Annotated in this window: 9 protein-coding genes and 1 pseudogene; 6 read left to right on the forward strand and 4 right to left on the reverse strand. The window is 36.5% G+C overall.

Annotation, left to right across the window (positions count from 1 at the left end):
• Positions 1 to 171 precede the first annotated feature (171 nt).
• The 4 genes and pseudogenes from NST85_RS08995 to NST85_RS09010 all read left to right on the forward strand — a co-directional run bounded on the left by NST85_RS08995 (position 172) and on the right by NST85_RS09010 (position 7,405).
• A complete protein-coding gene (locus NST85_RS08995; protein ID WP_127195291.1) occupies positions 172 to 441 on the forward strand; it encodes a hypothetical protein in 270 nt (89 codons plus the stop codon).
• 46 nt (positions 442 to 487) lie between these two features.
• A pseudogene (locus NST85_RS09000) lies at positions 488 to 880 on the forward strand (manganese catalase family protein); the annotation flags it as partial.
• Between the two features lie 269 nt (positions 881 to 1,149).
• Positions 1,150 to 6,627, forward strand: a complete 5,478-nt coding sequence (locus tag NST85_RS09005) for an RHS repeat domain-containing protein (RefSeq protein WP_341189111.1) — start codon at positions 1,150 to 1,152, stop codon at positions 6,625 to 6,627.
• A 70-nt stretch (positions 6,628 to 6,697) separates the two neighbouring features.
• Positions 6,698 to 7,405, forward strand: coding sequence for a hypothetical protein (locus NST85_RS09010; protein ID WP_341189112.1), 708 nt, complete (start codon positions 6,698 to 6,700; stop codon positions 7,403 to 7,405).
• Between the two features lie 1,029 nt (positions 7,406 to 8,434).
• Here NST85_RS09010 and NST85_RS09015 read toward each other — a convergent pair.
• From NST85_RS09015 to NST85_RS09030, 4 genes are all read right to left on the reverse strand, one after another.
• On the reverse strand, positions 8,435 to 9,760 hold the full coding sequence (locus NST85_RS09015; RefSeq protein ID WP_127192532.1) for an alpha/beta hydrolase family protein: 1,326 nt from the start codon (positions 9,758 to 9,760) through the stop codon (positions 8,435 to 8,437).
• A gap of 149 nt (positions 9,761 to 9,909) precedes the next feature.
• Positions 9,910 to 10,353 (reverse strand): DUF3021 domain-containing protein, encoded by a 444-nt coding sequence (locus NST85_RS09020; protein ID WP_127192533.1) that lies wholly within the window; start codon positions 10,351 to 10,353, stop codon positions 9,910 to 9,912.
• A 13-nt stretch (positions 10,354 to 10,366) separates the two neighbouring features.
• Entirely contained in the window at positions 10,367 to 10,804 is a 438-nt protein-coding gene (locus NST85_RS09025) for a LytTR family DNA-binding domain-containing protein (RefSeq protein WP_127192534.1), read from the reverse strand.
• A gap of 79 nt (positions 10,805 to 10,883) precedes the next feature.
• Positions 10,884 to 11,339 (reverse strand): hypothetical protein, encoded by a 456-nt coding sequence (locus NST85_RS09030; protein WP_127192535.1) that lies wholly within the window; start codon positions 11,337 to 11,339, stop codon positions 10,884 to 10,886.
• Between the two features lie 419 nt (positions 11,340 to 11,758).
• Here NST85_RS09030 and NST85_RS09035 point away from each other — a divergent pair, with 419 nt between their 5' ends.
• Complete coding sequence (locus NST85_RS09035; RefSeq protein ID WP_341189113.1) at positions 11,759 to 13,168, forward strand: right-handed parallel beta-helix repeat-containing protein; 1,410 nt, start codon at positions 11,759 to 11,761, stop codon at positions 13,166 to 13,168.
• Positions 13,165 to 13,704: a nitrous oxide reductase accessory protein NosL gene (locus tag NST85_RS09040; protein WP_127192537.1), complete on the forward strand. Its 540-nt coding sequence runs from the start codon at positions 13,165 to 13,167 to the stop codon at positions 13,702 to 13,704. Before NST85_RS09035 ends, NST85_RS09040 begins: the two co-directional genes overlap by 4 nt.
• Positions 13,705 to 13,718: the final 14 nt, after the last annotated feature.

A 13,718-nucleotide genomic window follows, 5' to 3' on the forward strand; every position in this document is an offset into this window, starting at 1 on the left:
GAGAGGGGAGTGTTTTTTAACATATATTGAAAGCTATAGACTTAATTATTTCGTTGACTAATGATAATATAGTTATTAAATGAAAATATTAGATTGACTTTCATGTTAATATATAGCTTATTCTATTTTTTGATTGTGAATAATAAAATGTATTATTGATGGGGGAAAGAAATGAAAAAAACAATTATTGGTATTACATTTATCGCTATTGGAACGGCGATCTGCTTAAGAATTATAACGTTAGCTTCAGAACTCTTCCCAACCGTCGATGTTTGGAGAGGGACTAAACTATGGTTTGCAATATTTGGGGCAATGGATTTAAGTAATGAGCAGAGCTTATTTTTAGGTGCTCCCTTTGTTCTGGGGGTTATTTTATTTTTTTTAGGTTTACTTATACTTATTGTTGAGTATTTTAATCTTCCGAATAAAGTTAAAAAATGAAAATATTACGGAAGCTTCCTATTGGAAATCAGCTAAATGATAACTTATATGTACAGAGGAATTCGCGCATCTTGAGATGATCGCCACCATGGTATATAAACTCACCAAGGACGCGACGGTGGAAGAATTAAGGGCATGTGGATTAGGGCCTCATTATGTCGCACATGATAGCGCACTATTCTACGAGAACGCCTCAGGAGTACCTTTTACAGCTGCTTATATTCAAGCCAAGGGTGATCCTATTGCGGATCTATACGAAGACATTGCGGCTGAGGAGAAAGCAAGAGCTACATACCAGTGGCTCATCGACATGACTGACGACGTTGATTTGCAGGATAGTTTGAAATTCCTGCGTGAACGGGAAATTATCCACTCGCTACGGTTCCGTGAAGCGGTGGAGATTTTGAAGGATGATCGTGGGCAGAAGAAGGTGTTTTAGAGATTTTTATTTTCAAAATAAAAATTTAAGTCGAAAGGCGTTCATTAGCGAACGCCTTTTTTTTGTGGTTTAGGTAACAGAAAAAAGATTTTTCAGGATGTCTTTGGTGGTCTAAATCGTCAATTTCTACAAATATTCAATCATCTTAATGATTTCAGGGTTCAATTCCTATGTTTTCTAAGTCATCTTAAATATCTATTATTTATATTGAAGACCATATAGCATGTATAAAGTGCATGTCAAACGATGCTCAATTTGTCATGAATCCTGTGAATCAAGAAGAACAGACAGACCTACCAGACACTTTAAACGATAATCCTGTAGAAACTCCAAAGCCAACTTTGGAATCATCACTCTTAAATATGCAAACAGCCGAGAGTGTCGAAGAATTGGGTAGTTTAAAACTGGAAGTTGAACGTAATCGCATAGAGCTAGAAAGACAACTAAATGTCGAGCAAGATCAGATCGAGCAAAATCAGGCCAAACTAACAAGGGAGGATTTAATTCAACTCTTTTCAGTTACTGAAGACTGGATACAAAATGAATTAGATAAGGGATTTACCCTCCAAGAGCTTTTTACAACATTATGGACTCAATCCAATTCAGCAACACTACGAAGTATGTCTCCAACGTTAGATCGGAAAGTTCCCATTAATTTATCTGATTCAACGGAAAGTGTCATAACTTCTTATGTTGAAAATAAAGAACTAATGCCATTTAGTATATTTGAAACAATCACTAACCCAGAGCCCTTAGAATTTCCATCAACATTTAACGAAAACCCAATAATCTTTGATAAAGAGGGTATAGATGGGGAACAACCTAATATTGATCCTACAGAAATTCATGATGTAACAGGTGCAGTATATGCTCAGAAAACGACGAATCCGACACCTGAAATTCTAAAGCCCATTGCTAAGATATCAGAGGCGCCTTATAAGGTTAATTTACATGGTGAGGATGTCTCGTTACTGTCCGGATCATTGTCAATTTTTACTTTGCCTGGAAGAAACGGTTTGTCATTTTCACTAAGCCGCACATATGACAGCAGTGATGCACAATATTATGAACCAGATGTTGGATACAGTATGGAATATGGATACGTATTTGATTTTAATAAAGAGCTTAAGTTCAGAGACGAATATTACAATTTGGAACGCGTCTATAGTGAAACTCTCGTAAAATATGCTTGTTCAGATACATCAACACCGTTGTATAGCGCTGGTATGGGATCAAATGCAAAAAGGAATGGTGGAACCTTCTCCAGCATGTATACATTGGATGTTGCAAAAAATAATCCGCCTAGTTTAAGTCGTGAAGTAGTTCATCCATGTGGATATGAAAAAGATCGAATTTATTACAAAGAGTATAGATTTGCCTATAATACAACAACAACGAATAAATCAAACTGGTATATCCAAGATGGATATTCAGATACAGCAGGTCCTTTTTCGCTATATCAAGAAGCAGTTGCTTTTCAGAGGGAAATAAACAATGGAAGTTATAATACAACTGGATCAGCCGGAAGCTATTCTGAGGGATACTTTGATTACGAGGAACTTTATTATAGTAGCGGAGATATTAGGGAAGTACTTACAGACTACAATGCATACAACAAGGTAAAAGATAATCCATTAGACAAACGGTTTCCATTAGGAAAGGGATGGCGCTGGAATATACCATATTTGAAGTTTGATAGTGGTAGAACTTACGTAGGGTTGTCTGAGGGTAGTGTTTATGAAATTAACGGAAAACAATTAAAAAATTATCCATGGTCTGACTTATCCTTTGAGTCAGATACTTCTGTAACATATGCCAATAGAAAATCAGCGTATGTTTTAAAATCGGTTTATGGAACCTCTCAATATTTTGATTCAGATGGAAATATACTACAAATAAAAGATGCTTACGGAAACTATATCGGATTTAGTTATGGTAATGTTTCTCCTTATGGAGTTATTCTTACATCAATTCAGGACGCTCTAGGAAATTCCATTGACATTCAGTATACATCGGGGGAAGTAAAACTCACGCTGGGAGATCAGACAGTAATCTACAAAAAAACGACACAGAATAATAAAGAACTACTTACTCAAGTCATAGATTCAATGGGGAGAAAGACGACATATAGTTACGCAGTCAAGCAAGCAAAGTTTAATCTACTCGGATCATCACCGAGCGCTGATAATCCGTATGCACTTCTTACTAACATTGTTCATCCGACAGGGGCAAAAACAGACTATCAATATGAAGTAAATCCTGTTACACGTTATGTTGGAAACGAACAAGTGAATCAAGCTTTTCGACTAGCTGAAAGAAAAGATGTAATAAATTACACGGACATGACCACGAAGGATTTCAATCTTTCGAAATTTATATATTCGGGGGATATTGGGAGTTCATTCACAGGTAATCTAACTTTAACAACTACTGTGTTTGACGGACTACTAGAAACCCAAAATACATTTAAGAAAAAGTATGTGAATAGCAACTATGGTTCTGATTATTTTGCAGTAAAAACAATATCTAATGATGGTACGACGGAATATATTACCGAGCAGACTTATGATGAAGCAAATCATCGAAATGTCCCGATTACTTCTAGTTCATACTATTGCAATAGGACAACACTAGCTACATCTGTACCTGTAACATCAGCTTGGACATATGACGCATATCAAAATGTCACTAGTTATACTAGTCCGTTAAAGTTGACTTCATCATATGCGTATGATTCTGGAACACATTTATTAACAACTGCGTTAGAACCTGTAAGCTTGTCAAAGAATGTATTCAAACAAATTGCTTCAAGAAATGCTCAAGGTGATATTCTGCAAGAAAGAGTGTTAGATTCAAATGTTTCAGGAAAGGTTTTACAAGACTCCTATTATACGTATGATGCTTATGGAAATATCACGTTGATTAGAACCAAAGAAATTGATAATTCAAATGTTGATATTCAGATTAAATATGGTAATGAGTATAGTTCTGGGTTTCCAACTGAAATCAGCCGACCATATAAAGATGCTTCAGGCCAAGCATATACACAAACCGTGAACGCTACATATAATATGGCCACAGGGGCACTAAAAACATATATGGATGGTAATGGAGGGACGACTAGTTATTCTTACGATATCCTTGGTAGGTTAATTCAAACTGTCAATCAGGATGGTACAAAAGCAACCTTGAGTATAAACGATACTTTGAATAAAGTTGTATTAACTGATGAAGTAATGAATAGCACTTACAGCCAGTGGGATCCCTTAGGTTTGACAATTGAAAGTGGTATTGTAGAGAATGGTGTAAACAAAGCTAAATCTAAGTACGGATATGATCAGTATAGTCGTTTGGTATGGTCAGAAGATGCAAAGAGTAATCGGACAGTCACCAATTACGATAAATGGGGTAGAACTGTCTCGACGATACTACCTGATCAGAGTAAAATGCAGATCATTTATGATGATATTTTCAAAACGAGTGTGATTACGGATGCAGTCGGAAATAACATACGACAAAACTTTGATTTATTTGGACAAGTAATAAAAAAAGAGCAAAACTTAAACGGAAGTTATCAAACGATTTGGACAGGAACATATGATGCAGGGGGCCATCTTCTTTCTGAACAGGATGGGAAAAACAATGTAACAACCTACTCATATGATGTACTCGGTAACCTACTATCATTAGTTACGCCTGATCAGTACACTTATAAGTATTCGTATAATAATAGAGGGCTATTGACTCAAATATTATACCCTGATCAGAGTGTATTATCGAAAAACTATGATGAACTGGGGCAATTAATTAAAGTCATAGATCCTTTACAAAAAAGTGATATCTATAAATATGATGCTAACGGAAATATGATCAGAAACACAGATAGAAATGGACAAGAATTCAATTATATTTATAGTAATCGTAACTTTTTGCTCAGTAAACAAGGTCCAACCGAACAGATTTTATATTCGTATAATGATGATGGAACTCGAAAGACAATGACTGATAACGGAAGTCAGACCACTTTATATGAATATACACCGTTTACAGGGCAGCTTATGAGTATAAGTTATCCTGACGGAAAAACGATTTCGTACGATTATGATCAGATTGGTAATCGAGTGAAAATGACGACACCATTCGCTAATGAAGTTTCATATGATTATAATTCTACTAATAATTTAACTAGTGTGACTTGGAATGGCGTTGTTCAAAGCTCATATAATTACAATGCAAATGGGCAATTGCTTAATTTGCGGCAGGCAAATGGAACAAGTTCAGAAAACACCTATATGGATGGCAATCTAAGTAGCCTGTATCATAAGTATAACAATACAACCTTGAATAAATATAATTACAGTCATGATATCAACAAGAACATAGTAGAAGTCAAGGAGAACAGCCTGGAAACAAAACTGTTCAGTTACGATAATATGGACCGGATAACGAAGTCTAATCAATTCAATGAACTGTATACTTACGATAGCCGAGGTAATAGGAACACTTTACAAACTGAACAGGTGAGCAGTGCCATATCGGAGGATGTATCATATAGTTATGATGAATGGAATCGATTAAGGAAAGTTATACAATCTGATGGTACCTCGGTGGAATACAAATATAATGGAGATAATTTGCTCGTTGAACGCAAAGAAGGCAACATAACAACACGATACTATTATGATGGTCAAGTTATCATTGCAGAAGGAACTGTTCAGAGGGATGGATCAACTAATGTAAAAGCAAACTATTTGTACGGAAATGCGCTTGTGATGCGAGAAGATGACAATGGTCAAAAAGGTTATTATCTTACCAACGGTCATGGTGATGTTGTAGAAATGAGAGATAGCTCAGGGAACATACTTAATCAATATACCTATGACATTTGGGGAAATGCAATAACTGCTACAGAAACCGTAGACAATCTGTTCCGGTATTCGGGAGAATATTGGGACGACTCAGTTGAGCTTCAATACCTACGTGCCAGATGGTATGATCCAAGTGTAGGTAGGTTTATTAATGAGGATACGTATGAAGGGGAGATTCATAATCCACTGAGTTTGAACTTATATGTATATGTGCGTAACAATCCTAATAAATATTATGACCCGACTGGTAAGGATGCTATCATAATAACTGCAAAGAATGCTGCTGGTGGAGCAGGACACACTTCTGCGTTGTTTCAAAACAAAGGCGGTGATTGGTATTATACTTATTGGGGAAATAAAACAGTACTATCAATGAAAGTGGATGGTACTGCAGTAACCTCCTTAGAAAGTTTTAATGCTTGGAATAACGACAAGAGAAATTATGAGAATAAGTCACAATTTGATGGGAATAGCAAAAACTATACAAGTAGTACTTATATAAAGGGCGACTTTACTGAATCTTTAAAGTTCTTCGATAAAAAAGCAGCGGAGTATAAAGATAAAGATGGAATTGGGGATACAACTGGCTATATGTTGGGATGGAATAACTGCTTGCAAGTTGAACTTGAAGCCCTAAGTTTGGGCAAAACAAATGATGGTATATCAATGAAGAGGTTTCTAAATAGTCCTGTTATGTCTGGAGAAATTATTCCGAACTCTGCTAAGATTGTATTTGAAGCGAATTTTTATAATAATGCATTTACTCTTAAAGATTACACGGAACAACTTGATAAGCAGATAAACTCGTACAAAAGTAACTGGTTTACCCGATTTGTGTATAAGTTGAATATTAAGGAGATTAATTCTTTATTGAAATGATTTCAGGAAGTTATCAAATTAATTGAGGCGGAGAGAACCCGCCTCAATTAATTTGGGAGGAGCGAGTGGAATGAATCATAAATTAAAGCTAGCAATTATCTGTTTGTTTATAGCCGCTCTAGTTTATTATATCTGTGAAGGTTCTCCTTGGAAAAGATATGAATTTAAGAAGACAGTATTAGCTTATTGTGAGGAAAGATTCTCTCAAAAGATTGAAGTAGATAAAGTTAAATATAGTTTCAAGGATAATAGTTATTGGGTAATTGCACATCCAATAAATAATAAAGAGGTTAAATTCAAAATATTTAGATTTGTAGATAAATTACAGAATATTGATGAGTTAACAGACTATTATCTACAAGCATCGTGGGAATATGATGTGAATAAGGAATTAGACCCTTTTGTTAAAAGTATTTATTCAAAAGGTGATAAAGGAAGGATTTCAGTAGATCCTACACCTGAAATATTGGAGAAATATGAAAAGATACCTATACCTGAACCGCCGAGTTATCAGGAGATAAAGCAGGAGCTAAAAGAAAATACTAAAATTCATATAGTAATAAATCGTCTTTTCGAATTGGATAATACGGATGAAGAATACAGTAGGATGTATAAGATTATTCAATTTATTAAAGAAAGAGAGTATATCTATGATAATGTTTCAATTAGTTTTTATAGTAAATCTAATGATGATTACAAAAAATGGATTTCATTTACCTTTAACTCTCTTGATAATGTGAAAAATAAAGAAGATATAGCCTTGTTTATGGATAAATAATTCAGTCGGTGTACTCGATTATTGTTCTTTTTGATGGATTCCACCAATTTTCTTGAAGGAAATTATTTAAGGGAAAGTTAGATGGTTTCATAAGAAGATAGATTCCCTAATGTCTAAAGCGACTCCTAAACCAGTTCAGTCTGCTAAGCCAACCAAGCCAAAGCTTATGTACGTACCGTTGCCTTCCTTAAGGAAGAACTGGCAAGTGTCGAAGGGAAGATTGAAAGCTTGATGAACCAACTGGGCTTTCAGTTGTATGGCCTGTTAACGGGAACGAGTGCTTATACGAATAATGCTGGCAGAGTAAGCTGGGGAGAGAACAGTTAGTAAGTACGTATTTTAAATCAAAAGAGGTAGAGTATGTCGTATTATTTGATATGGGAATGGCCGGTGGCTTAGGTGGCAGGAGTACAAGTTCCAAAATTAAGGTTAAGATTAAAGCTAATGTTCCAAGTACAAATACTAAAGTCATTGCAACTCCCGAAGTAAAAGCACCAACAACTATTAAATTCTAGTGATGTCACAAAACGTTGACGAAGACCGCGAATATTAACCCTAGAACTGGAAAAGTTGACAGTTCGGAGACGCCGAGTTTTCTATCGATATAATAAAACTGTGGTTATGATATTGTGAGATGAGCAATCGGAAAATATATACAAAACTGATCATCGTTTGAATATCGGAGATTCTAAATAAGAAGTTTTAAAGTTATATGGTGATAAATATCCGATTATACGCGGTACGGAACCATTTACGATTGATTATCTTTTTGACACAAAAAAAGAGGAGTTTATTGGAGGAAATTCAATTAATAGTTCCGATTCAAACACACATCATGATTAGTTATTTTTTTCTGCGGTATACAATGATTCTGGTGATGTAAATCGTATCTATTTAGCTGATAGAGCAGCGATAAATTTCAGATAAAATAAATACAAACGGAAAGCCCTGGCAATTGCCAGGGCTTATTAATTTCCAAGTGCGTTTGAGATGTCGTAACAAGTAGGGGGATCTCAAGGTGAAAGTACATTAATAAGTCCCTTCAGAGTCGAAGTCACCTTCGCCCTTAAGATAGCAATCAAAGAACTCAAGCACGAGGGTATTCATTGTCTCGATAATATAATATTTGTCTGCCTCAACCCCGCCACCCATACTCACTGAATTGCTAATCATAGATACGAGCATCGGTGAGAAAAGAGGTAGATCAGTAAGACTCATATGATTCGTGCCCTTGATATTGACCATGAACGCCTTGGGAGCAGTGTCTAATATCAGTGTGTTGGCATCAATATAACCTGCGTCATGAGCAGCGGCAAACAACTTCATCATATCGTCAGTGTATATATTGAGTATCGGAAGTGGATAAATTTTATCGTTAATAACGTATTTACCGCCCCTAAAGTCTACATTCTCACCGAGCAAATCGCCATCGAGATTAATAACTGCACGTACGTCATCACGATCTCTACCAACTTGTGCACTTGCCGCTCCGCCAAGAGAGTGACCCATCAAACCGATTTTGTTGGTGTCAATAAGCTGATAAACCTCGTCGGAATCGGTATTCTTTGTGTTCTCAATAATCGTGTCGAGTACGAAATTCATATCTTGGGTACGAACTTCCAGCCACTTGTGAGTGAGCTCAAACACGGTCTCCTCATCGTAAATGCCCTTATTAACATCGATTACTTCCTGTATGAATGACGTATCTACCATTGTGAATTTGCCTTCCGTATCAACGGTATACATGGAGTGATGGGGATGGTCTAGAGAGGCTACGACATAACCATGACTTGCTAATTCCATATAGGTGGAAGTGTTGCTATCTTTTATTCCAAACGCACCATGGGAAAATACCACTAACGGATATGTTCCATCCTTATCCGCAGGATACCAGAATTGGGCAGTAACCTTCCTATTCTGGCCTGAATTGTTGAATGTCTCAATACGGCTATCATCTGTGTATGTATAAACGGCTGTAGCCACCTCATAACTACCTGTCATCTGGGGAGGCTCATACTGTGGGAACATCAAAGCGGGTGCCATCGCTATAATCAGAATCAGTAACATGGCGAGTGCCTTGAATATGATACCTACACGCTTAGGTTCTTTCTTCTCCTCTTTCTTACGTATCAGCGACACGACACCGATTATTGCCCAAATAAGCAGTGTCGCAGCAAGCAATTTCCATTGAAAGCTCCACTCAATGACCGATATCAGAGTAAAGAAGAAGAATGTGGCGAATGTACCGATACGGATCCAACTTCTGGTTCTCTTCTGATTGGACTTTGTTGCAATACAGTATACGGCTAACGTGATCTCGATCAATGCTGCGAGAATAAATACAATTGTTCCCACTTTGTTGTCTCCTTTTGTTTGTTACAGTTTTCCTTCTAGATTCAGCATACAATACACCCAGCCGGATGTATTGGCGTTAACGGTATGCTGTAAATAAAGACAGGTAAGCTGTACAAAAGGAGGGGTAAGCTGTCATTCACTTCTTATTCTTATTCCGAAACGTGCATTGATTCTTCTTTCATAGCCTTTAGTTTTTCATTGATTCTATGCGCTGATTTTCTATCATCCCTCCATGTCAAGAAGCGGACTAGTACATAGATTACCGCAATCTGAATTGCTAATAAAAGCGTATCTAGGGGACCGCTTATCCAGGCCATTACATTGGCCAAGGTCAATATAACAACTTCCAGTACCACGAAATGAATGATTATCCGGAGCCGCATTTCCTTTTCGGATATCTCCTTTGACGAGTAGAAGATTAAGCTTGGTAAATCTCCAGCCAATGCACATATCATATAGATAAAAATATCTGTCAATTCAAAATGCTCATTGGGTGAAAATATCTGCCGCAATACAGTTATAAATATGACGACAATTGCAAATATGATTAAAAAATCTCGGATCAACTCTTTAAGATATTCTTTTAATTTCATTTTCCGTTTTCTCCTATAAATCCAACATCTTTTTTAATACAGGTACATACTGTCTTGAGATAACTACAATTTCTCCGTTATCCAGCTTTGCCTCAAACCTGCCGCTTATGGAAGGCCTTACAGACAATATCTTTTTTATGTTTAAAATGCTAGATTTAGATGCCCGGAAAAATTTCATTCCCTCACATATTTCTTCCAGCTCATAAAGCTTATGCTTTGACTCTAATACCTTGTCTTTACAGTAGATAAACACTCTATTGTCCACTGCTTCAAAGTAATATACGTCTGCTATTCTAATCCTGTGGATATTGTCATCGTCATATCCAAGTATCATAGTGTTTTTTATTTCTAATTTGCTTAGCAATTTTAGAATATCATCATTCAACTCGTGGCATCTGATGATAATTTCCTCTTCATGGTCCCTGCTAATTTCTTCAATGGATACTTTCATATTCTCACCACTTCAGATCTGATATACCAAATATGCGAAATCCCATATTCTGTATTGATATTAACTCTTCTAGTCTGACTTATTGGAATTTAGATTTGTCATAATTGTACGGTATGCTAGTTCCTACTACTACATCTTCAATTTTCTCAATAATTAGCCAGTCATCCATATTACTCTGATGGTCAAACTCTAAAGGTCCAATTTCTTTTACATTAGAAAATTCGACTAAACAGAGACATTTTTTTTGCCATCTAATCATTTGCTTGTCCGTCAAATGGAGTTTTTCTTGATTGTCTTGAAGTGTTTGGGTAATCTCTTCTTCTGCTAGTTTTATGTAGTTCTGAACGTGAGTAACCGTAGCCATCGCAGAAATTTTACCTGTTCCTTTTTTCATAAAGTATAGCGTTTCATCCTCAAATACTCTGCTGTGTGGAATCTTTCTTCCTGCAGCACCTCTAACTACCATGGTTTTCATTCCGCTTAGTATCTTCTCCAAAACTTTTTCCTTGTCGTCACAATAAACGAGGTGCACCATAATAACTCCTCCTTAATTATCATAGCTTCAGGACAAAGAGTACTGCTTGCTACCCGCATAACCTGATCTGAAGTATTCCTCCTCTTGCCCGCTATTAGAAAAAACTATAGCATACTTATCTTTTCTCATTCTGTGCCAATAGTAACATTTATACAGCATAAAGAAAGCAGATAACTACGGCACTCCAAAGAGTAATCACTGAGAACATTAGTGAGGAAATGTTGAATCGTCTTTAATAGATAACTAAGACACATGCAGAGAATAGTCTGCATGTGTCTTTTTGTTAGGTTTAATATAAATCTTCATGAAAACGCCATAATTACACACAATCTTCTTATAAAAGGACTCTTTAGGGCTATGTTAGTGAAAAAAGTTATAGCCTATTATTTTGATTAGAAGAATTGGTGATGTACTGATCTATGAAACGAAAAGTAGGGAGTAAGTTAATGAGAAGCAAACATCGCATGAATGTTCTTATTTTTGTAGTTTTGATCCATTTCATTCTCGTTAGTTTGTTATTTACTGTAGTTGCTTTTTCTGCGACTGAGGAGGAGGTATCAAGTAAGCAAATTTTTGATCTTCAACAAATTGTCGATGAGGCACAGCCGGGAGACACGCTTGTGTTGGCTGAAGGAAACTATCTGGGACCTGTAGTCATCAATAAAGTGTTACATATTCAAGGTTCTAATCAAGTATTGCTGACAAACGATTCCCCTGAGGCAGCTATTATGATTCAAGCAGAAGGGGTGGTTGTGGAAGGGTTCAATATTAGACAAAATTATGTTAATGAATCAGCAGCCATCGTTGTTACAGCGGATGAAGTAGGTTTGAAGGATTTGAACATCCAAACGAAGGGATATGGAATACTGCTACGGGATGCGGACAGAGGGACTGTCCTTCATAACTCGATCTCATGGTTGAGAACTAAGAACATCAAGACTGGGGAAAAGGGGAATGGGATCGATCTCTACAATTCTCATAACAACACTATTGAACAAAATAAGATTCAGAATATGAGAGATGGCATTTATTTGGAGAACAGTCGTCAATTGAAAATCCTAAATAATCAGCTTATGGGTTCACGGTACGGTATTCATTGCATGTATATAGATGGCTCCGAGATTATTGGCAATCTAGGTGAATATAACATAACAGGCGCCATGATTATGGGGGTTCGGGATGTTCTTGTTTCTAATAATTCATTTCTAAAACAGAGTAAAAATGTTAACGCTCAAGGAATACTTCTATATAGCGTTCAGAATTCGGTGATCGAACAGAATATCGTAGAAGGAAACAGGGTAGGAATATACATCGAGTCATCGCAAGAGAATCAAATAAGAGAAAACTCAATTCTTAGAAACTTTATTGGGATTCAATTTGTTCATGCAGAAAGCAACAAGATTCATGATAATGACTTTGTTTCCAACGTGATTGAAGCAGAGGCCACAGATAGTGACGCCAATGAAATTGAACAGAATTATTGGGATTCCGCACAAGGCTTAGACTTAAATAAAGATGGAATAAGTGAAATCCCTTACGCTATCAATCCATTTTACCAAGAGTTGATTTCTAAAACTCCAGCCTTTCAATTGTTTTTTCAATCAACAGGTATGACGTTTTTAAGTTCAATGTATACCAACAACCAGGAAAGCTGGACTAAAGATTCTTCACCATTAATGAAAATGAGTATAGATTCGATCTCAAAACCACCGCCATCTTCAACTGAAAAAGGAAATATTTCTGAGACGACGTTTATGCTCCTTATCACGTCAACACTTCTGATTACGTCAGTAGCTATTATATTTTATTCGGGGGTATCCAAATCATGAAAAAATGGTCAATGGCTTTTGCGCTTATGTTGGGAATTTTCTTGTTAGTAGGTTGTGGTCAGAAGAAGTACACACCGCAGGCAATAAACGAAGATGTAGATGTTTGCGTCATATGTAACATGCAGGTGAAGGATGATGCCTTTGCAACACAGATAGTGACCAAAGACGGCAAAAATTTAAAATTCGATGACATTGGTTGTATGAATGAATGGAAGCAGAAAAACGGTGTGGATCATATAGGCATGGATTATGTTCGCGACTATAACGATAAAGAATGGATACAGTTTAGTAAAGCTACCTATGTGTATGACAGCTCGTTCCGCACACCGATGGCGTATGGAATTATTAGTTTTAAGGTAAAAAAATCCGCAGAGGACTTTGTTCATGAGCAGGGTACTGGGCAAATATTAAGCGCTGATGAACTATCTAACCATACTTGGCAACAAAGCAAGGATATGATGGATATGCACATGGAAGAAGGAATGGATGGGGATATGCATGAAGACATGAATATGGATCACAATGGCACTAACTAAATACAGAAGATGGA

This window comes from Paenibacillus sp. FSL K6-2524, from assembly GCF_038005525.1.
GTDB classification, from domain to species: Bacteria; Bacillota; Bacilli; order Paenibacillales; family Paenibacillaceae; genus Fontibacillus; species Fontibacillus anaericanus.